At 53.9% G+C, this 19,959-nt stretch carries 22 protein-coding genes and 1 pseudogene; 7 read left to right on the forward strand and 16 right to left on the reverse strand.

Annotated elements, in window-relative coordinates; all coding sequences use genetic code 11:
- The first annotated feature begins 71 nt into the window (after positions 1 to 71).
- Positions 72 to 998, forward strand: a complete 927-nt coding sequence (locus ACVX3G_RS13670) for a DMT family transporter (protein ID WP_011230848.1) — start codon at positions 72 to 74, stop codon at positions 996 to 998.
- A 102-nt stretch (positions 999 to 1,100) separates the two neighbouring features.
- Positions 1,101 to 1,238, forward strand: a complete 138-nt coding sequence (gene sspL, locus ACVX3G_RS13675; protein ID WP_011230846.1) for a small, acid-soluble spore protein L — start codon at positions 1,101 to 1,103, stop codon at positions 1,236 to 1,238.
- Positions 1,239 to 1,275: 37 nt separating this feature from the next.
- Here sspL and acnA read toward each other — a convergent pair whose 3' ends face one another.
- On the reverse strand, positions 1,276 to 3,996 hold the full coding sequence (gene acnA, locus ACVX3G_RS13680; RefSeq protein ID WP_014195516.1) for an aconitate hydratase AcnA: 2,721 nt from the start codon (positions 3,994 to 3,996) through the stop codon (positions 1,276 to 1,278).
- Between the two features lie 248 nt (positions 3,997 to 4,244).
- On the opposite strand from acnA, the gene sspO reads away from it, so the two are divergent.
- On the forward strand, positions 4,245 to 4,394 hold the full coding sequence (gene sspO, locus ACVX3G_RS13685) for a small acid-soluble spore protein O (protein ID WP_008879509.1): 150 nt from the start codon (positions 4,245 to 4,247) through the stop codon (positions 4,392 to 4,394).
- A gap of 474 nt (positions 4,395 to 4,868) precedes the next feature.
- On the opposite strand, the gene ACVX3G_RS13690 is transcribed toward sspO, so the two are convergent.
- Positions 4,869 to 5,129, reverse strand: a complete 261-nt coding sequence (locus ACVX3G_RS13690; protein WP_011230844.1) for a hypothetical protein — start codon at positions 5,127 to 5,129, stop codon at positions 4,869 to 4,871.
- Positions 5,130 to 5,254: 125 nt separating this feature from the next.
- Between ACVX3G_RS13690 and ACVX3G_RS13695 the strand changes: the two genes are divergently transcribed.
- Positions 5,255 to 5,401 carry a small acid-soluble spore protein P gene (locus ACVX3G_RS13695; protein ID WP_011230843.1) on the forward strand — a complete coding sequence of 49 codons (147 nt, stop codon included), beginning with the start codon at positions 5,255 to 5,257 and terminating at the stop codon, positions 5,399 to 5,401.
- A gap of 210 nt (positions 5,402 to 5,611) precedes the next feature.
- On the opposite strand, the pseudogene ACVX3G_RS13700 reads toward ACVX3G_RS13695, so the two are convergent.
- A pseudogene (locus ACVX3G_RS13700) lies at positions 5,612 to 5,746 on the reverse strand (PTS lactose/cellobiose transporter subunit IIA); the annotation flags it as partial.
- A 42-nt stretch (positions 5,747 to 5,788) separates the two neighbouring features.
- Positions 5,789 to 6,463, reverse strand: a complete 675-nt coding sequence (locus tag ACVX3G_RS13705) for a cell wall hydrolase (protein ID WP_031206444.1) — start codon at positions 6,461 to 6,463, stop codon at positions 5,789 to 5,791.
- A 271-nt stretch (positions 6,464 to 6,734) separates the two neighbouring features.
- Between ACVX3G_RS13705 and ACVX3G_RS13710 the strand changes: the two genes are divergently transcribed.
- Entirely contained in the window at positions 6,735 to 7,169 is a 435-nt protein-coding gene (locus ACVX3G_RS13710) for a DUF2621 domain-containing protein (protein ID WP_011230841.1), read from the forward strand.
- Positions 7,170 to 7,358: 189 nt separating this feature from the next.
- Here ACVX3G_RS13710 and ACVX3G_RS13715 read toward each other — a convergent pair whose 3' ends face one another.
- The 3 genes from ACVX3G_RS13715 to ACVX3G_RS13725 all read right to left on the reverse strand — a co-directional run bounded on the left by ACVX3G_RS13715 (position 7,359) and on the right by ACVX3G_RS13725 (position 9,172).
- Entirely contained in the window at positions 7,359 to 7,838 is a 480-nt protein-coding gene (locus ACVX3G_RS13715) for a CcdC family protein (RefSeq protein ID WP_020278238.1), read from the reverse strand.
- A 201-nt stretch (positions 7,839 to 8,039) separates the two neighbouring features.
- Entirely contained in the window at positions 8,040 to 8,396 is a 357-nt protein-coding gene (locus tag ACVX3G_RS13720; protein ID WP_011230839.1) for a response regulator, read from the reverse strand.
- Between the two features lie 68 nt (positions 8,397 to 8,464).
- On the reverse strand, positions 8,465 to 9,172 hold the full coding sequence (locus ACVX3G_RS13725) for a cytochrome c biogenesis protein CcdA (RefSeq protein WP_011230838.1): 708 nt from the start codon (positions 9,170 to 9,172) through the stop codon (positions 8,465 to 8,467).
- Positions 9,173 to 9,340: 168 nt separating this feature from the next.
- Between ACVX3G_RS13725 and ACVX3G_RS13730 the strand changes: the two genes are divergently transcribed.
- Positions 9,341 to 9,520 carry an aspartyl-phosphate phosphatase Spo0E family protein gene (locus ACVX3G_RS13730; RefSeq protein WP_011230836.1) on the forward strand — a complete coding sequence of 60 codons (180 nt, stop codon included), beginning with the start codon at positions 9,341 to 9,343 and terminating at the stop codon, positions 9,518 to 9,520.
- Between the two features lie 57 nt (positions 9,521 to 9,577).
- On the opposite strand, the gene ACVX3G_RS13735 is transcribed toward ACVX3G_RS13730, so the two are convergent.
- The 8 genes from ACVX3G_RS13735 to yneA all read right to left on the reverse strand — a co-directional run bounded on the left by ACVX3G_RS13735 (position 9,578) and on the right by yneA (position 17,765).
- The gene (locus tag ACVX3G_RS13735) at positions 9,578 to 11,356 is read right to left on the reverse strand and encodes an ABC transporter ATP-binding protein (RefSeq protein WP_023634181.1); all 1,779 of its coding nucleotides are present in this window, start codon (positions 11,354 to 11,356) and stop codon (positions 9,578 to 9,580) included.
- A gap of 89 nt (positions 11,357 to 11,445) precedes the next feature.
- Positions 11,446 to 13,185, reverse strand: coding sequence for an ABC transporter transmembrane domain-containing protein (locus tag ACVX3G_RS13740; protein WP_014195510.1), 1,740 nt, complete (start codon positions 13,183 to 13,185; stop codon positions 11,446 to 11,448).
- A 124-nt stretch (positions 13,186 to 13,309) separates the two neighbouring features.
- Positions 13,310 to 13,522, reverse strand: coding sequence for a YneF family protein (locus ACVX3G_RS13745; RefSeq protein WP_011230833.1), 213 nt, complete (start codon positions 13,520 to 13,522; stop codon positions 13,310 to 13,312).
- A gap of 89 nt (positions 13,523 to 13,611) precedes the next feature.
- Positions 13,612 to 14,049: a sporulation inhibitor of replication protein SirA gene (gene sirA / locus ACVX3G_RS13750; protein ID WP_011230832.1), complete on the reverse strand. Its 438-nt coding sequence runs from the start codon at positions 14,047 to 14,049 to the stop codon at positions 13,612 to 13,614.
- 252 nt (positions 14,050 to 14,301) lie between these two features.
- On the reverse strand, positions 14,302 to 16,308 hold the full coding sequence (gene tkt / locus ACVX3G_RS13755; protein ID WP_023634179.1) for a transketolase: 2,007 nt from the start codon (positions 16,306 to 16,308) through the stop codon (positions 14,302 to 14,304).
- A gap of 118 nt (positions 16,309 to 16,426) precedes the next feature.
- Positions 16,427 to 16,657, reverse strand: coding sequence for a DUF896 domain-containing protein (locus ACVX3G_RS13760; protein ID WP_011230830.1), 231 nt, complete (start codon positions 16,655 to 16,657; stop codon positions 16,427 to 16,429).
- 129 nt (positions 16,658 to 16,786) lie between these two features.
- On the reverse strand, positions 16,787 to 17,440 hold the full coding sequence (locus tag ACVX3G_RS13765) for a YneB family resolvase-like protein (RefSeq protein ID WP_011230829.1): 654 nt from the start codon (positions 17,438 to 17,440) through the stop codon (positions 16,787 to 16,789).
- Between the two features lie 19 nt (positions 17,441 to 17,459).
- The gene (yneA, locus tag ACVX3G_RS13770) at positions 17,460 to 17,765 is read right to left on the reverse strand and encodes a cell division suppressor protein YneA (protein ID WP_011230828.1); all 306 of its coding nucleotides are present in this window, start codon (positions 17,763 to 17,765) and stop codon (positions 17,460 to 17,462) included.
- 152 nt (positions 17,766 to 17,917) lie between these two features.
- Between yneA and lexA the strand changes: the two genes are divergently transcribed.
- Complete coding sequence (lexA, locus tag ACVX3G_RS13775; RefSeq protein ID WP_011230827.1) at positions 17,918 to 18,541, forward strand: transcriptional repressor LexA; 624 nt, start codon at positions 17,918 to 17,920, stop codon at positions 18,539 to 18,541.
- A 63-nt stretch (positions 18,542 to 18,604) separates the two neighbouring features.
- Here the strand turns inward: lexA and glnA are convergent, their stop codons facing one another.
- Positions 18,605 to 19,939: a type I glutamate--ammonia ligase gene (gene glnA, locus ACVX3G_RS13780; RefSeq protein ID WP_011230826.1), complete on the reverse strand. Its 1,335-nt coding sequence runs from the start codon at positions 19,937 to 19,939 to the stop codon at positions 18,605 to 18,607.
- Positions 19,940 to 19,959 lie beyond the last annotated feature (20 nt).

Consider the following 19,959-nt stretch of genomic DNA (forward strand, 5'->3'; position numbering starts at 1 on the left):
ACTTGTGGTACACTAGCGGCTAGCACCCAAAATGAGATGGGGCGCAAGCATATGAAGAGGGAGGATTCGAATTGAAGCGTCAAACCATAGCCGATCTGAGTCTGCTAATGGTGACGTTCGTCTGGGGGGCGACGTTCGTCGTCGTCCAAAATGCCATTTCGTTTTTGGAGCCGTTGTCGTTTAACGCCGTTCGCTTCAGTTTGGCCGGCTTGTTGCTTCTCGCTTGGATCGCTGCCGCTTCCCGCCCACTCTTCGGCCAGTTGTCATGGCGAGTCATCGGCGCTGGGGCGTGGATGGGGCTATGGCTGTTTTGCGGCTACGCATTCCAAACGATCGGACTGTTGTATACCACTTCCTCGAAAGCCGGCTTTATTACCGGACTGAGCGTTGTGCTCGTTCCATTGTTTTCCTTTTTGATTTTAAAGCAAAAACCGTCTGTGAATGCGGTCGTTGGAGCGGCACTTGCCGCGTTCGGCCTGTATTGGCTGACAGGGGGAGCGGAGCTGTCGTTCAATCAGGGCGATTTCTTTGTCTTTCTTTGTGCTGTTTCCTTTGCCATGCACATTATCGTCACCGGCCGCTATTCCTCTCAGTATTCGACGATGCTGTTGACAATGGTGCAAATTTTTACCGTCGGCATCCTCTGTTTCTTCTTTGCCTTTTGGTTTGAAGACGCCGCGCAAATGTGGAATATGGCGGTGCTCCGCCGTCCGGAAGTATGGGGGGCGCTCGCTGTGACATCGTTGTTGGCGACGACCGCGGCGTTTCTCATCCAAACGGCGGTGCAAAAATATACGACTCCCGCCCATGTCGCGCTGATTTTCGCCATGGAGCCGGTGTTCGCCGCTTTGACCGCCTACCTTTGGGCTGGAGAGCGGCTGTCGCCATCGGCCTGGCTTGGCGGCGCTGCGATTTTGGCCGGCATGATTTTCGCCGAACTGCCAAGCATGCGCCTCTGGGGCAGACGGTGGCGGGAAAAGCGGAACATCCCATCGTAGCCGCAACGATTGCTCTTAGCGAAAAACAGTGAAGCTTTCCTCCTTTGCTTATATTTTGACCAAGGGTGGCCATACTATCCGTAAAGAGCGGAGGTGAGAGCAATGACCAAAAACGGCGGCCGAAACCGCGGCACGAAGGCGCCGGGCGTCAACCCGCAAGGCTTTGGCCAAGACGGAACGTTCACCCCGGATCCAAAAAGCAAGCTTGAGAACGCAGCGAAAAAGCTCAACACAAAATAAAAGCAGGCTTCCCGATATGGGAGCCTGCTTTTTGTCGTTATTGTTTCACTTTCGCCAATTTTTCGCGCAACACCATTTGCAAAATGCCGCCGTGGCGATAGTAGTCGATTTCGACTTCGCTGTCAAAGCGGACGATGACCTCAAATTCTTTCTTCTCACCCGTATCCGGGTTCGTCGCCGTCACTTTGACGAGATCGCGCGGTTTGACGTTTTCATCGATGTGAATGTCGAACACTTCTTTACCCGTCAAGCCGAGCGTCTCCGCATTTTCGCCTTCTTTAAATTGCAGCGGCAGGACGCCCATCAAAACGAGGTTCGAGCGGTGGATGCGCTCAAAGCTTTCGGCGATGACCGTTTTAATGCCGAGCAAGAACGTCCCTTTCGCCGCCCAGTCGCGCGAGCTGCCCATGCCGTAGTCTTTGCCGGCGATGACGACAAGCCCAGTGCCGTCTTGTTTGTATCTCATGCACGCATCGTACATCGACATCACTTCGCCGGTCGGCCAGTACGTCGTATAGCCGCCTTCCGTGCCCGGCGCGATTTGGTTGCGGATGCGGATGTTGGCGAACGTGCCGCGCATCATCACTTCATGGTTGCCGCGCCGCGAACCGTACGAGTTGAAATCTTTCGGCTCGACGCCTTTCGAGATCAAATATTGGCCTGCCGGCGTGTTTTTGCCGATCGACCCAGCTGGCGAAATATGGTCAGTCGTGACCGAATCACCGAACTTGCCGACGACGCGCAAGCCGGTGAGAGGTTCAACTTTGCGCACTTCCGGCGACAAGCCTTCAAAGAACGGCGGATTTTGAATGTACGTCGAGTTTTCATCCCATTGGTACAGCGGCTCATCCGTTGTTTCGATGGCGTTCCAGCGCGGATTGCCGTCGAACACGCGCTCATATTCTTTGCGGAACAGTTCCGGATCGACCGCTTGCTTGACGACATTCTTCACTTCTTCCATCGACGGCCAAATGTCGCGGAAATAGACGTCGTTGCCGTCTTTGTCTTTGCCAATCGGCTCGTTAAGCAAGTCAATGTCGACCGTGCCGGCGAGCGCATAGGCGACAACAAGCGGCGGCGATGCCAAATAGTTGCCTTTGACAAGCGGGTGGATGCGGCCTTCAAAGTTCCGGTTGCCGGACAGGACGCTTGTCACGAGCAGATCGCTTTCCGCGAGCGCTTTTTCGAGCTCCGGCGCAAGCGGACCTGAGTTGCCGATGCATGTCGTGCAGCCGTAGCCGACAATGTTGAAACCGAGCTGTTCCAGATACGGAAGCAGCCCCGAGTCACGCAAGTAGCCGGTGACGACTTTCGAGCCCGGCGCGAGCGACGTTTTCACGTATTTCGGCACTTGCAAGCCTTTTTCGACCGCTTTTTTCGCCACTAAACCAGCGGCGACAAGCACGTACGGGTTCGACGTGTTCGTACAGCTTGTGATCGCCGCGATGACGACAGCGCCCGTTTTTAATTTCACTTGTTCGCCGTTCAGCTCGACCGTAATTTCCCGCTCCAAGTCCGCTTCCGTCAAGCCAAAGCCTTGGTTGCCTTGCGGCGCTTTCACCGCGTCGCGGAACGACTGTTTCATTTTCGAGAGCGGGATCAAGTCTTGCGGCCGTTTCGGGCCAGACAAGTTCGTTTCAATTTCCGACAAGTTGATTTCCACCACATCCGTAAACACCGGCTCCGGTGCATCCGGCGTGTAGAACAAACCGTTCGCTTTGCAATACGCTTCGACGACTTGAACGTGATGTTCGTCGCGGCCGGTCAAGCGCAAATAGTCAAGCGCTTCAGCGTCGACCGGGAAGAAGCCGCACGTTGCCCCGTATTCCGGCGCCATGTTGGCAATCGTCGCCCGGTCGGCAAGCGGCAAAGTCGCTACTCCTGGTCCGAAAAATTCAACGAATTTGCCGACGACGCCTTTTTTCCGGAGCACTTGCGTCACCTTAAGCGCCAAGTCCGTGGCCGTCGCTCCGTCCGGCAGCTTGCCTGTCAGGCGGACGCCGATGACTTCCGGCACCGGGAAGTACGACGGCTGGCCGAGCATGCCGGCTTCCGCTTCAATGCCGCCGACTCCCCAACCGAGGACGCCGAGGCCGTTGATCATCGTCGTATGCGAGTCCGTGCCGACAAGCGTATCCGGGAACGCTTCGTACTCGCCGTTCTCCCCTTCGACCGCGTGAACGACGCTTGCCAAATATTCCAAGTTCACTTGGTGGACGATCCCCGTTGCCGGCGGAACGGCACGATAGTTGTTAAACGCTTTTTGCGCCCATTTCAAAAACTTGTACCGTTCGGCGTTCCGTTTGAATTCCAAATCCATGTTGTACTCCAGCGCATCGTCTGACCCGTAGCGGTCGACTTGCACCGAGTGGTCGATGACGAGATCGACCGGAATTTCCGGGTTGATTTCGTACGGATCGCCTCCCAAATCGGCCATCGCTTTGCGCATCGAAGCCAGATCGACGACAACCGGCACGCCGGTGAAGTCTTGCAAAATGACGCGCGACGGCTTAAACGGCACGTCGATGTCTTTCATTTCCGGCGTTCCCCATTTCGCCAAGTTTTCGACGTGCTCTTTCGTGATGACGCGGCCGTCGACTTGGCGGAGCACCGATTCAAGCAATACTTTGATCGAGTACGGCAGGCGGCTCACCTGGCCGATGCCCGCTTCTTCAAGCGCTTGCAAACGGTAATAATTGTATTTTTTACCGTTGACTTCGAATGAAGAGCGGGTGTTGAACACATCTTGTTTCGCCATATGTATAACCCCCTTCACTTCATAATCCTTCACTTCATAATAATACTATACTATTTTTTCGCACAAAAGTCGAAAAAATAGCATGAATTCTCCCAATCCCCATAAAGTTCGGCACGACTTTATCTTATTATAGAACAGCACAAGTTGTAAATAATGATTTCCAATGTCTCGCCATATTACTTCCTTACCGCGGCAAAAGAGGAATAAGGCGCCCGTTTCGTCGCAAACTAGAAGCGGAGGTGAAACGAATGGCAAAGCGAAAAGCAAACCACGTGATCCCTGGCATGAACGCTGCAAAAGCGCAAGGGATGGGCGCCGGCTACAATGAAGAATTTTCCAACGAACCGTTGACCGAAGCGCAGCGGCAAAACAACAAAAAACGAAAAAAGAACCAATAGCGTGGCGGCCATTCCGCCATCCCGGACTGCCATAGCGTCAACTACCCCCACTTAGCTAACGCTTGAAGTGGGGGCTTGCAACTCCCCAGAAGTGCAAACGGACTTCGTCCTCCTTCCTTGACTTGGGGTTGCATCAGGGGGCAGGTTGACGACTACCCAACGACGCAGGTCATGCCTGCATCGTTACCGATTCTCTCGGTGTGTCTGTTGGCAGTACTTGGCTTCCACACACAACAGACGGACCTATGCTCGATGTTTTACGGTTACAACGTTTCCTGTAACCAACTCCATACATCGAGTAGCCGTGATTGGAGTGCCTTTATTGAACGGTTTTCTCCACGCCTTTATTATATCATACACAAAAGAAAGGGGGGAACGCGCATTCCTCTCCCACTTACTCCCTTTGGTCGTTGAAGTGGGAGTCTCCTGCGCGAAATAGGATGAAAAAAGGGAATGTCCGCCGCCGGCATTCCCTTACTCGTTTTCATTGACTTCGTCAACGATCGCCTGCAAATCGCTGCGGAATTTTTCGAGCTGCACGCGCTGCGTTTCCGAGGCAACTTCGAGCGCGTTTTCAATTTGGGCGAACGCCTCGTTTACTTCTTGCCGAAGATGGGCCAGCTGGTGGCCGTAGTCGGCTTGATCACGCACCAAGTGATCGTGCCATTCTTTCGCTTCCATCGTCGCCTTTTGCGCTGCTTGAAACGCCTCTTGCTTCGTTTTATGGTAAACCATGGCTCGTCCCTCCTTCGCAGTCATTGCGGTCGTTCACTACTTATCGTTTCAAACCGGGCGCAAATTATGCGCCGAATAAGCGAAAGCACAACGCCGCATGCTAACGGACAAAGGAGGGACAACAAATGACGAACAAAAACGACGGCAAAGATATGCGCAAAAACGCCCCAAAAGGCGACAATCCTGGGCAGCCGGAGCCGCTTGACGGTTCGAAAAAAGTGAAGAACCGCAATCACACGCGGCAAAAGCACAACACAAGCCACGATATGTGACGCAAACAAGCGGAGTTTTCCTTCTCCGTTCAGCCGAGACCGGCGGCAGCCGGGAGGGCTGAACGGCTGGCGCCCTTATGTTCACATAATAAAATTATTGTAAAATCAACAAAGCGGGCGGTCGCTAGAACAGCCCGTTGCCGCCCGCCTTGGGTTCATTCCCGTTGAAGCGAATCATCCTCACCCGGTCAACAAGCCGGCCGACGACAATTATGATTCGGTTGTTTGCCGCTTGAGCGCTTCATACAGCTCCACGAATTCAGCGGCTAAATCCTTGACCGTGATCGCCGTCATTAAATGATCTTGGGCATGCACCATCAGAAGCGTCACCACCGGCTGCCCGCCGCTATGCACAAAACAAAAGAACGAGGCCTTATTCGACCCCGTTCATCTCGCGAAGACATGGTGCCCAATGCGAATCGTCACCGGGCGCGACAACATCCATTTGTCTTTGGTGATTTTCGGATTGTAGAAATAAAGCGAGCCGCGGCGATCGTTTGGGAATAAGGCTAGCGCCTTGTCGACCGCCTCGTAATCCTGCTTGGTCGGCTGAATGCGGGTCAATTTCCCCGTTTTGGCTGGCACAAACGCATAGCCGGATTTCGTTTTTTGATAAATGACGCCGCGCACCGTCTTTGGAAACTCCGGATGCTTTGTGCGGTTTAAAATCACAAGCGCCACTTCCACCTTGCCGGCAAACGGCTCGCTCGAACCGGTCTCCGCTTGCACAAGCTGGGCGAGCAGCTTCCGGTCAGCGGCGCTTAATGAGATCGATTTCTTCTTTGCCGGCGCCGAAGCCGATCGTTTCGCCGCAGCCGGCACTTTCAGCCTTTCTCCGGCATAAATGGCATCGCTTTTTAAGTGATTTAACAACTTTAACGAAGCAACCGTAGTATGATATTGTTTGGCGATCTTCGACAACGTATCCCCTTTTTTCACTTGATAGTATGTATACGAGCCAGCCGCTTCCGCCGACAGCCCATGAGAGCTTAACGCCATACAGCAAATGATCGTGAGCGCTGCAATCGTCTTTTTCACTTTCACTCTGCGCATCCCCCTCATCGTTGCCTTTTGGCTTTTTTTCTTTGTTTACTAGATTAGCAGGCAAAGAAGGGAACGTCACTGTATATCTTTTCCATACAAAGCGGCCGGCGGCTTTCAATCCATTGGCGCTGTAAGGTGGGACAAGCTTTTTTACAGTTGCATTACAGTTGCGTTACGCTTCGTAACAAGCCGCTGTTTGAAACTTGCCAAACAGCAAGCTTTTCGACATAATAGTAGACGAATCTTGCCTATGGCAAAAACAGTTGATCATCATGTTGGGGTGGGGATCGTGCTGACCGGATGGTTTCTTTGGTTTATTTTGCTTTGGGTCGTCTTTTTGCTTGTCATGATGTCGATCGGCGGCTTTTTCATGTTCCGCAAGTTTTTGAAGCGGCTGCCGAAAGAAGATGGGAAATCGGAGCTCGACTGGCAGGAATATTACATTGAACAGACGCGTCATCTATGGGGGGAAGAAGAAAAAGCGCTGCTTGAGGAATTGGTTCGCCCTGTGCCGGAATTGTTCCGCGACGTCGCGCGGCAAAAGATCGCCGGCAAAATCGGCGAGCTTGCGCTCAAGGAACAGGCGCCGCGCATCACACGCGACTTGCTGATCCGCGGCTATATCATCGCAACCCCCAAGCGCGACCATAAGTTTTTGATCCGGACATTGCAGGCGAAGAACATCGATCTCGCCCCTTATAAACATTTATTGGAAAGCCGCTGACGTTCCGCCTTTCGTCTAAGGCTGACCGGCGGCTTTCGTCTGTTTCAGCATGGAAAAAGCGGCCCAAACAAGCAGCTTTTTAGGCCGGGACCGACGACTTCAGCTCCGTCTGCGGGACAATTCCAGGGAAGCGAAGTGAAGCGGCTTGGCGCAACAAAAAAGGGAGCTGTCCATCAGCGGGACAGCTCTTTATGTCAGCACTGGCGGTTTCAGCTGCGCCGCCAGCTTTCTATACGAAACGTACATTGCAATCCGCCATGGGACGATCATCGAAAACGCGAGCAAATAAAACATGCCGCTTAACTGGCGGTAGTCGATCGTTCGTCCTAAATACGTTTTCAAGCCAAGACGAATGACAATCAACCCGAGCAAAATCCAAATAAAGGATTTTGAGCGTTTCAAATAAATATCGCTGCCGCGGATTTCAAATTTTGACGTTTTAATGAGAAACAGCGAGAAAAACAGGCCGAGAATGACCGCTTCGATGAGCTCCCCGCGCGTAACGCGAAAGACCGGATCGATGAACATCAGCGCCCCGGTGCTCATAAACAGCGGCGGCAAAATAATTTTTTTGGCATTCGTCGGCTTTTCCGACGCCTTCATGCGCACAAAAAAGATGAAAAACGCCATCACAACGGCGATGAGCGATGTAATGAACGCCAAAGCCATCACCTTCTTCCGACAAAATTCACGGACAACGCTATTATAGCAAAAACCGCTCCGCTTGCCTACCGCCCTCTCCAGCCGCCCCCGCCTTCGCCAAACATCGCGCTCGCTTCATCCCTCTCGCTTGCCAAGAGGAACGCAGTCAGCTGTTTTCCAGCGGTCATAAGCCGGCGCCTTCCTATGCCGTACGAAGCCAAAGCCCGCTTACAAAAGACGGGCAATCGCCTCGAGCACGCGGGTTTCTTCAAACGGCTTGACGATGAAGTCAGCCGCTCCGGCTTCAATGGCCTCAACGACCATACGCTGCTGCCCGAGCGCCGAGCAGATGATGATTTTCGCCCCGGGATCGATCTCCTTAATCGCCCGCACCGCTTCAATCCCATTCATGACCGGCATCGTAATGTCCATGATGACAAGATCGGGGCGCAGCCGGCGATACAGCTCGACCGCCTCTTTGCCGTTTTCCGCCTCACCGGCTACGGTGTGATCCGTTTTTTCCAGTATGCGCGCCAGCGTTACCCGCATAAACTTCGCATCGTCAGCAATTAAAATGGCAGCCATCTTTCCATCGCCCTCTCCTCAACGATATTCCTCCAACAACAGCCGCACAAAGGGCGGCTCCATCGCCGCTAAAAACCAGTAAATCCGCCAAACAAGCTTGTCGTATAAGCAATCAGCTTTGTCATCCAGTCAAAGTACAAAACGACGCCCATCGCCACCATGACATAGCCGCCCGCCTTCATGATGGATGCGCTATGGCGGCGGATCCATTGCAGCTTGCCGATAAAAAACGACAACATGAAAAACGGAACGGCAAATCCAAGCGTATAAGCAAGCATATACATCATTCCTGAGCCCGGGTTGGTGGCGGCTAGAGCGACAACCGCCACCAAAATCGGCCCCATGCACGGCGTCCAACCGGCGGCAAACGCCATGCCGATCAGCACGGAGCCGACATATCCCGATGGCCGTTCACGAAACGAAATGCGCCGATCTTTCAGCAAAAACGCCGGCTTCCACAGCCCGGCGACGACGAGGCCAAGAGCGACGATCACGACCGCGCCGATTTGCCGGATCGCATCTTGATAATCAACAAACAGCCTTCCAAGAAGCGAGGTGCCAAAGCCAAGCGAGATAAAAATGAGCGAGAAGCCGAGCAAAAAGCAAAGCGTATGCCATAAGCTGCGGCGGTTCAGCATCGCGTTTTCCTCTTTCAACTCGCTGACCGACACGCCGGTGATATACGATAAAAACGCCGGATAAAGCGGCAAGCAGCACGGGGAAATAAACGACAAAAACCCGGCGCCGAACGCTAAAAATAGATTGAGATCATTCATTGGTGAACCAGCCCCTGCTTTTTTACTTTTTATTTTAGCAGAATTCCTTCTTCCCGTAACACGTTTCTCATTGTTCCTGGTCAATTTTTCTATTTTCCATTTTTGCGTTCACTGATAAAATAGTATAAAGCACCATACACAATACTTCAAGCAAAGGACGGTCGATTCGTGCCGAAATGCAAATTGTTGACCTTGATTGAACAAAAGCGGATGGAGCTTGTCGACACGGTGGCCAAAACGGGGTTAAACTCGGCGGCGGCCATGAAAATCAGCAAAGAACTTGACACGTTGCTCAATGCCTATCAACGCGAACAAACCAAGCGGCGAAAGCAAAGCGCCTCCCGCTAGGCGGGACATGGCGCTTTCTTCTTTTTGTTCCAAGCAGGGGCGGCAAAACGCCGCCATTTACGCATGGACGTCGACGAGGCCGTTTTGCAGCAAGTACATTTGGTAGTAAAGCCCTTTTTGCGCCAGCAGTTGCTGATGCGTACCGCGCTCGATGATTTCGCCGCGGTGGAGGACGAAAATTTGATCAGCGTCTTGAATCGTTGATAGACGGTGGGCGATGGCGATCGTCGTCCGCCCTTTCCGCATGCGCATGAGCGCATCTTGAATCGCTTCCTCTGTTTCGGTGTCAATATGGGCGGTCGCCTCATCGAGCACCAAAATTTTCGGATCAGCAGCGATCGTGCGAGCAAAGGAAAGAAGCTGGCGCTGACCGCTTGATAACGTCGCCCCGCGCTCGGCGAGCACATGGTCGTAGCCGCCGGGCAATTGCTCAATAAACGCATCGGCCTGCACGAGCCGAGCGGCCTCCTTAATGGCTTCGTCGTCCAGTTCCTGATTATACATGCGAATGTTCTCTTTGACCGTCCCGTAAAACAAAAACGGATCTTGCAAGACAAGGCCGAGGCGGCGGCGCAGCTCGGCGCGCGAGTAATCGCGGATCGACCGGCCGTCAAGCAAAATATCGCCGCGGTCAAACTCATAAAAGCGCATGAGCAAGTTGATGATCGAACTTTTGCCGCTGCCAGTATGGCCGACAAACGCGACCGTCTGACCTGGACGGATGACAAACGACAGCCGTTTCAGCACATCCCGTTTGCCGTCGTAGGAAAAGCTGACATCCCGAAATTCGATTTCCCCGCGCTCGATCACATGCGGCGACCAATTTGGATTGGCCGGCGCCTCTTCTTGATGATCAAGAAGGGCAAACACGCGAGAGGCGGAAACGATCGCCTGCTGGTAAAGAGACAGGCGCATCATCATTTGCGTCACCGGTTCGAAAAAGCGCTCCAAATAGTTGACAAACGCATACAGCACGCCGATCTCAACTGGGCCATCAAGCGCCGTGATGCCAAAAAAGCTGAGCACAACCATGATCGACAACATATACACCACATCGATCGCCGGTCGAAGCAGCAGTCCATCAAGGTGGATGTTTTTCATCCCCGCCTTGTAATGCGCTTCATTGACGGCGGCAAACTCTTGATATAAACGGCGCTGCTGGCGGAACGCTTGAATGACGGCCATTCCTTGCAGCGATTCGTTCAATTTGGCGTTCAGTTCGCTCAGCCGTTCGCGCATCTCTTGATAAAACACTGAGCTGTAGCGGCGGTATGTGTGCATGATGAACGCGATCGCCGGGAGGATGAACAGGCAAAACAACGCAAGCTTAGCATCAAGCGAAAACATGGCGACAAACACGCCGATGACAAACAAGCCGTTTTGCACAAAGGCCGCTAGGACGCTGATGAACATGTCCTTGATCGCTTCTGTATCGTTCGTCACCCGCGAAACGATGCTTCCGCCCGGCGTCCGGTCAAAATAGCTCATCCCGAGCCGGTGCACTTTCGCAAACACATCCATCCGCAGCGCTTGAATGACGTACAAAGCGAGCCGCTGAAACTCGACAAGCTGGAAGTAGGAAATGATCGTTTTCAAGACGAGCACGCCGAGATAGGCGGCCGCCAGCGCCGCCACCGGTCCAAAAGCGAGGCGGCCCGGCACCAAATAGTCATCAATGAACACTTTCACCAAATACGGGCCGGAAAGCTCCCCGGCCGTTGCCAACAGAAGAAGCGCAAACGCAAGCGCAGTTTCTTTTTTGTATCTTCCCATATAAGCGAGCAGCCGCCATAAGACGCGCCGCTGCTCTTTTGTTGTCAACCATCGGTCGTTCATCCACTTCCCCCTATCTTACAAACAACTTGTATTTTCAGGTTTTTCGCTCCGCTCGTTTTTGGCGAGAGCTCGAACGTTCAGACCTGTTGTTACTCCGCAAGCGCCTCAAGCTGCTGGCGTCGGTGCATGTCACGATACCAGCCGCCTTCTGCCATCAGCTGCTCGTGCGTTCCGGCCTGCACAATTCGCCCCCCGTCAAGGACGAGAATCCAATCGGCATGCTCAACCGCGCTTAAACGGTGAGCGGCGATGATCGTCGTTTTTCCGCGCCGCTCCTGTTTGAGCGCCGCTAAAATCCGCGCCTCGGTCTTCGCATCCACGGCCGACAACGCGTCATCAAAAATGAGCACTTCCGGGTCAATGAGAAGCGCCCGGGCGATTGACAGCCGCTGTTTTTGCCCACCGGATAGGGAAACGCCGCGCTCTCCGATGACCGTCTCATACCCGTCGGGAAACTGCAAAATGTCATCATGAATGTCGGCCAGCCGCGCCGCCCGTACGACCTCGTCCTCTCCGGCTTCCGGCTTGGCAAAGGCGATGTTGTCGCGGATGGAGGCAGAAAACAAGAAATGGTCTTGCGGCACGTAGCCGATCGCCGAACGGAGCGCGAAAAGCGTATAATCGCGGATGTCGCGGCCGCCGAAGCGAATCTCGCCGTCATAGCCGTCAAACTCGCGCAGCAGCAGGCGAAGCAACGTCGTTTTTCCCGCCCCCGTTTTGCCGACGACGCCAAGCGTTGCCCCACGCTTGAGCTGAAAACGAATGCCCCGAAGCGCCGGCTTCGCCTCCCCCGGATAGGCAAATTGACGAACATCATACTCAATGTCGCCTTGCGGAGCGATGTGAAGGGCATCCGGACGTTCGTTGATTTCATCTTGTTCAGCCAACAGCGCCCGCACCCGGTCGTACGAAGCACGCCCTCGCTCAACAATGTTAAACAGCCAGCCGAACGCCAACATCGGCCAAATAAGCAGGCCAAGGTAGGTCGTAAACGACACAAGCTCGCCGATCGTCAATTCGCCCGCCAAAACCATTTGGCTGCCAAACGCCACAGCGAGAAAAAATGACAGCCCAACAAGCAGCCCGATCGTCGGATCAAACAAGGCGTCAATTTTGGCGACGGCAACGTTTTTCGCCACGACGTCTTCCGATTGACGGCGAAACGCCTCGACATCGTGTTCCTCATAGCCGAACGCCTTGATGACGCGGATGCCGTTGACGCTTTCCTGCACCTTGTCGTTCAGCGACGAAAACGCCGCTTGCGCCGTTAAAAACCGACGATGGAGCATCGTCCCATAGCGGCTCGTCGCCGCCGCCATCACGGGCATCGGCAATAGGCTGATGAGCGTCAGCTTCCAGCTGATCGAAAACGCCATCGTTGCCAACACAAACCCGCCAAGCGTCACCGAGTCAACAAGCGTCAAAATGCCGCTTCCGGCCGTCTGCTGAATCGCTTGCAAATCGTTGGTCGCATGGGCCATTAAATCGCCGATCCGCTTCCGCTGGTAAAACGACGGCGACATGTTCGTAAAATGCTGATACAGCTCGTTGCGCAGCTGGCGGGCAAGCTTGACCGCCGAACCGAAAATGAAAATGCGCCAAGCGTAGCGGAGCCCGTAAAGCGCCGCCGCAACGGCGGCGAGGACGGCGATCCAGCGGATGAGCACTTCTTTTGTCATCGTGCCGTTTTTCATATGATCGACCAACAAGCCGATCACTTTCGGCGGGACTGTCTCCAAAAACGCCACGATGACAAGCACGAAAATGCCGGTGATATACGCCTTCTTTTCTTGACGGAAAAACCAAAACAAATCGCGAAACACGCGCATAAGGCCCGCCCTCCTTTCATTTGGCTGACGAACAATCGCCATATTATTGTAACAAAACTAGAAAAATTTTGAAAGAACATTTTGGCAAAATAAAAAGACACTCTCGATCGAGTGTCCGTTTCGCTTATTTCAGTTGATTGTTCATCATTTTCATCATCTGGTTGATTTTCTTCTGCGACGGAGTCATGCCCATTTGCATCATCATCATGCGAATCATTTGTTCATTGATCGGCGGGTTTTTCTTCAAATAATTGATCATCGTTTTGCGGGCGACGAAAAATCCGATCGCCACCCCGGCGATGAGCGCCAGCACGCCAACGAGAATCGTACCCCACATAACAGCGATTTTCCTCCTTCTTGTTGTCTCCCTAACAGTGTACTAAACGATGCGTCATTAGACAATATTTCGCGACAAAAATCTTTTCATTACGCAAATTTTCTTCCTTGCCGAGGCGCAGACAGCCAGTAGTAATCGACAAAATCGGCGTCGACCGCCAAAAACGTCGGCGAAAGCCGAGCGAGCGCCCGCCCGATGTCCGCGGCAAGCGGCGCGCTGTCAGCGACAAGAAGCAAGCGGCGCTTTTGCACGACAAGCAACGCTTCCTCGCCGGCGTCGTTTTGCAAAACAAACATATTGCGCTCCAAATTTTTGCCGACGCGGCCGGCAAAATATTGCTTTAAGCCAAGTTCCAGGCGCGAAAATGACAGCCGTTCGGTGATAAATTCGACTTGCTTGCGGCAAATCGCCTTCAGCGGCGCTTTCGCGTATTGATGCTCACGAAGCAGTTCGACAATTTTTTCTGCCCGATGGCGGTAATGCGACGCCACATCGTCATTCAACAAATAAATCCAATAGCGGACCATGCCCCATCCCCCATTTCTGTTCATCTATTTTCTATTATAGAAAAGGAAAGGGGAAAAATATGTCTATTAACGGCAAGTTTTTTCACTAACATTGTCGATTTTTGTTTGCGGTGGCCATGCGGCCGCAAACAGGCCAACACGTCATGAACAAGCCTTTGCCCTCGATTCAACCCCGAAAATACTTGACCAAGGCGCAGCCATCTTTCACAAAAACAAGCTGCCCCTGCAACAACGCAAGGGCAGCTTTCCCGGTTACTTGCCGAGCAGCGCTTTTGTGCGGCGGACGACGTTGTCAACCGTAAAGCCATACTCGGCCATGATTTTCTCTCCCGGAGCGGAAGCACCGAATCGGTCGATGGCCAAAATGTCGCCCTCGGCGCCGACGTAGCGCTCCCAACCGAGCGACGCGCCCATTTCAATGGCGAGCCGCTTCGTCACGGCCGGCGGAAGCACTTCATCGCGGTACGATTTTGGCTGCGCTTCGAAGCGGTCCCACGATGGCATGCTGATGACGGAGACATGGATGCCCTCAGCGGCGAGCGCTTCTTGCGCTTTGACGGCCAGACCGACTTCCGAGCCAGTCGCCAACAACAGCGCCTCCGGAGCGCCGTTTTTCGCCGGTGAAACGACGTACGCACCTTTTTTCACGCCTTCATACGCCAACTCAGCTGTTGCCGCCAACGTCGGCACATCTTGACGCGTCAAGACGAGCGCAGTCGGCTTGTCCGTCGATTCGAGCGCCAGCCGCCATGCTGCCGCCGTTTCGTTTGCGTCAGCCGGACGGATGACCGACAAGTTCGGCATCGCCCGAAGCGAAGCGAGATGTTCGATCGGCTCGTGCGTCGGCCCGTCTTCGCCGACGGCGATGCTGTCGTGCGTCAAGACGTAGATGACCGGCAAGCCCATCAGCGCCGCCAAGCGGATCGCCGGACGCAAATAGTCAGAGAACACGAAGAACGTGCCTCCGAACACTTTCAACCCGCCGTGAAGCGCCATGCCGTTCAGCGCCGCCCCCATGGCAAACTCGCGCACGCCAAACCAAATGTTGCGCCCTTCGTAGCTGTCCGGCAAGAAGTTGCCGCCGCCTTTGATGAGCGTTTTATTCGAGCTTGCCAAGTCCGCCGAACCGCCAAACAATTGCGGCACCGCTTTGGCGATGGCGTTGATCACTTCCCCGGACGATGAGCGGGTCGCCAGGCTTTTGCCCGCTTCATACACCGGCAGCGCCGCCTCCCAGCCATCCGGAAGCTTCCCTTCAATCGCCCGCTTCAGCTCGGCAGCCAGCTCCGGATGCGCCCGTTCGTACGCGGCGAACTGTTCGTTCCATTCCGCTTCTTTTTTCGCACCGGCCTCTTGCACCGTTTCTCGGAAATGGGCATATACTTCTTCCGGTACATAAAAATCTTCAGCAAACGTCCAGCGGTACGCTTCCTTCGTCAGCTTCGCCTCTTGGGCGCCGAGCGGAGCGCCGTGGACGCCGGACGTGCCCGCTTTATTTGGCGCGCCGTAGCCAATCGTCGTTTTTACTTCAATGAGCGTCGGCCGGCTGAGGTCCGCCCGCGCCTCCTCGAGCGCTTTGGCGATTTCTTCAATATTGTTGCCGTCCTCAACGCGCAAATATTGCCAGCCGTACGCTTGGAAACGTTGGGCGACGTTTTCCGAGAACGACAGGTTGAGCTCCCCGTCCAGCGAAATGTCGTTCGAGTCATACAGGACGATCAGACGGCCGAGCTTCAAGTGGCCGGCGAGTGACGCAGCTTCGCTCGCCACTCCTTCCATCAAATCGCCGTCGCCGCAAATGGCGTACGTATAATGATTGATGATCTCAAACCCGTCGCGGTTGTATGTAGCAGCCAAATGCCGTTCCGCCATGGCCATGCCGACCGCCATCGCAATCCCTTGGCCGAGCGGGCCGGTCGTCGCTTCCACGCCCGGCGTATGGCCGTATTCCGGATGGCCCGGCGTTTTGCTTCCCCATTGACGGAATTGTTTCAAATCATCCATCGATACGTCGTAGCCGCTTAAATGAAGCAAGCTGTACAATAACATCGACCCGTGCCCGGCTGACAAGACAAACCGGTCGCGGTTGAACCAGTTTGGATTCGCTGGGTTATGATTCATAAATTTCGTCCAAAGCGTGTACGCCATCGGCGCCGCGCCCATCGGCATGCCCGGGTGCCCGGATTTCGCTTTTTCGATCGCGTCAATCGACAGCGTTCGAATGGTGGTAATCGCCAACTCCTCGATTGAATGCGCCATCGTCTTCCTCCCTTTCATCAACATGGTGTCATTTACTATCATATAGAAAATCAGATTCCTTGTACAACGTTTATTTCCTCCTTCGGGACAAACGAGACGCCGTCTGTTTTTTCGCGGCTTAATGGAAGCGCCGCCGCTGGCTTTCCTTTAATTTTTTCGGCGTCACGTCGTTGCCGCTCGGGTCAATGACGGTCACTGTATGGAGCATATCGGTCATCGCCTTGCGGAACGCTTGAATGTACTCACGGCGCAGCTTCGCTTGCTCGAAAGCCTCTTCGGCCGACAAGCCGGCCGTTTTCGCTTTTTTCGCCAGTTCATTGATGCGGGCTAATTTATGTTTGGCAAGCATTGATCATCTTCTCCTATCTGCCATATTCTCACTCTGTTTTATCTTATCTGATCAACCGGGAAGATGGCAACGATGGCATCTTGGTTTCCTTTGCCCGCTCGCCGCTTTAGGGCCAGGCGCAGTACACGATCAACGCCGCCTTTGTTGCTCGTCCATATATTCCTGGTAACGCCGATGGACGGTCGCCTTGGACACCTCGTAGCCGAAGCTTCGCATCGTCGCGGCGATATCGGCAAACGTCAGTCCGCGCTCGCGCAAGCGGACGATCTCCTCAACCGGCAGATCGATTCGATCGCGCCCGGCGTTTTCGCCCCGGCGCCTTAGGTTCCGCTCCGGTCGGTAGCCGCTGGCGATGGCTCGCTGCATGCCACGCTTAATTTTGGCGTTATGTATTTTTCTTTGGTACTCCTCGACAATAGCGATAATGGATAACACCATCTCATCGGCCTCCGACAGCGGCATCTCCCCGCGGTGGCTGGCGCTGTATATTTTCACCCCTTGCTTTTTCAAGCAATGCAGCACCGCCATGCGCGCATGGCCGCGCCCAAGCCGCGTTTCATCTTGAATGAGCAGCACATCGACCTCGCCTTCCTCGCAAAGCGAAAGCAGCTCCAACACGCCGTCGCGGTCGGCTTCATAACCGCTCGCCTGCTCGGCGATCACTTTCACGACTTCAAATCCACACTCGGCCGCCAGCTGCTCGAGCTCATCTCGTTGCCTCGCGAGCGACGTTTCCTGTTCAGCTTTGTCCGTGCTGACGCGGCAGTAAATGACCGCCCTCATGGCCAATCCCTTCTTTCCATCACTGATTGACGGCCACCGAGCCGCCCTGCTTTGATTTTAACACAGGAATGACAATTTGTTCACCGGCGGCAAGACGCGGGCTCGGCAAATGGTTGACATCGACGACCCAGCGGATGAACTCATCAGGCGGCATATGGTGTTCCTGTTCGTACTGTTTTGCCAGCCCCCAAAGCGTATCGCCGGGAGCGACCGTGATCGTCACGTATTCTTTTTTATCGACCGGGCTGCTGGCGTAAACGAACCCTGCCAACACGAGCGCAAACAAAAATGAAAACAAAACATAGTGCAGCAACGTTTTCCTCATTCCCTCCCACCCTTTCTAGAATGTTTGTTCGCTTTCCTTCATTATAGCCAGGAACATTTGTTTGTGTCAATAAAAAACTCGAACCTATGTTTGTTTTTTCGTCTTCCGCATGGTATAATGAAGGCAAATGATGTGGCGAGAGGTGTGAAACAATGACGAAACTGTCAAAACGACAACAGCAAATTTTAGAGTTTATTAAACAGGAAGTAAAAACAAAAGGCTATCCTCCGTCGGTGCGGGAAATTGGGGAAGCGGTTGGACTGGCGTCAAGTTCGACGGTCCACGGGCATCTCGCGCGCCTAGAAAGCAAAGGGTACATCCGCCGCGACCCGACAAAGCCGCGCGCCATTGAAATTTTGGACAACGATATGGCCAAGGAGAGAGAAAAAGAGGAGATCATCTCGGTGCCGATCATCGGCAAGGTGACGGCCGGCCAACCGATTACAGCGGTGGAAAACATCGAAGGCTACTTTCCGCTGCCGAAGCGGCTCGCCGCCGGCGAGGAGCAGCTGTTTATGCTTGAAGTGATGGGCGACAGCATGATCGAAGCCGGCATTCTCGACGGCGACTACGTCATCGTCCGCCAGCAGTCATCGGCCAACAACGGCGACATCGTCGTCGCCATGACGGAAGACAACGAGGCGACGGTGAAGCGGTTTTTCAAGGAAAAAGACCACATCCGCCTGCAGCCGGAAAACGCCCATCTTGAGCCGATCATCGTCCGCGACTGCACGATTCTCGGCAAAGTGATCGGCGTCTATCGCCTGTTCGACTGACTCGTGCCGGCCTGCGCCCATAAAAAAGCTGCCCCGTTTTTTTCAGGGCAGCTTTTTTATGAATCAGTAGAGTTCCATATATTGGTCCAATTCCCATTGATGAACCGTTGTCCGATACATATCCCACTCAATTTCTTTCGCTTCGACGAAATGCTCGAATAAATGTTTGCCGAGCGCGTGAATCATCACTTCATCGGACTTCAAGTTTTCCAACGCTTCATGCAGCGTTGCCGGCAAATCGACAATGCCTTCTTCGAGCCGTTCTTCTTTCGTCATGACGTAAATGTTTCGATCCACTGGCGCCGGAGGAGTGAGCTTGTTGCGAATGCCGTCAAGCCCAGCGGCTAAAAGCACCGCCATGGCCAAGTATGGGTTGGCCGACGGGTCGACGCTGCGCACCTCAATGCGCGTGCTCATGCCGCGCGAAGCTGGAATGCGGATGAGCGGGCTGCGGTTGCGCGCCGACCAAGCGACGTAGCACGGCGCTTCATAGCCTGGAACAAGCCGCTTGTACGAGTTGACGGTCGGGTTCGTCACCGCCGTAAAGTTCGGCGCATGCTTCAGCACACCGGCGATAAACTGCCGCGCCGTATCGCTCAACTGCAAGTCGCCGTTCGGATCGAAAAAGGCGTTTTCACCGTTGCGGAACAGCGACAGGTTGCAATGCATTCCTGAACCGTTAATCCCAAAAATCGGCTTCGGCATAAAGGTCGCATGCAATCCGTGTTTGCGGGCGATCGTTTTGACGACGAGCTTAAACGTTTGAATGTCGTCGCACGCTTTTACGGCATCAGCGTATTTAAAATCGATCTCATGCTGGCCCGGGGCGACTTCATGATGGGACGCTTCGATTTCAAACCCCATTTCCTCAAGCTCGAGCACAATGTCGCGCCGGCAGTTTTCCCCAAGATCGGTCGGCGCCAAATCGAAATAGCCGCCGCGATCGTTCAGCTCCATCGTCGGGTGTCCTTTTTCGTCCAGCTTGAAGAGGAAGAATTCCGGCTCAGCTCCTAAGTTAAAGGCGTTGAAGCCAAGCGCCTCCATCTCTTTCAGCATCCGCTTCAAGTTATAGCGCGGACAGCCTTCAAACGGCGTGCCGTCCGGGTTGTAAATGTCGCAGATAAAGCGGGCGACTTTTCCTTTTTCTGAAGTCCACGGGAAAATGACGAACGTATCCAAGTCCGGATACAAATACATATCTGACTCTTCGATGCGGACAAATCCTTCGATCGACGACCCGTCAAACATAATTTTGTTGTTAAGCGCTTTCTCCAGCTGGCTGATCGGAATTTCGACGTTTTTGATCGTGCCCAAAATATCGGTGAATTGCAGGCGGATGTACTTGACATTTTCCTCTTTGACGATGTGTAGAATGTCGTCACGCGTATATTTTGCCATGTCCAAACTCCTCCCCGGCT

The sequence above is a fragment of the Geobacillus sp. PLS 41 genome (genome assembly GCF_056494105.1).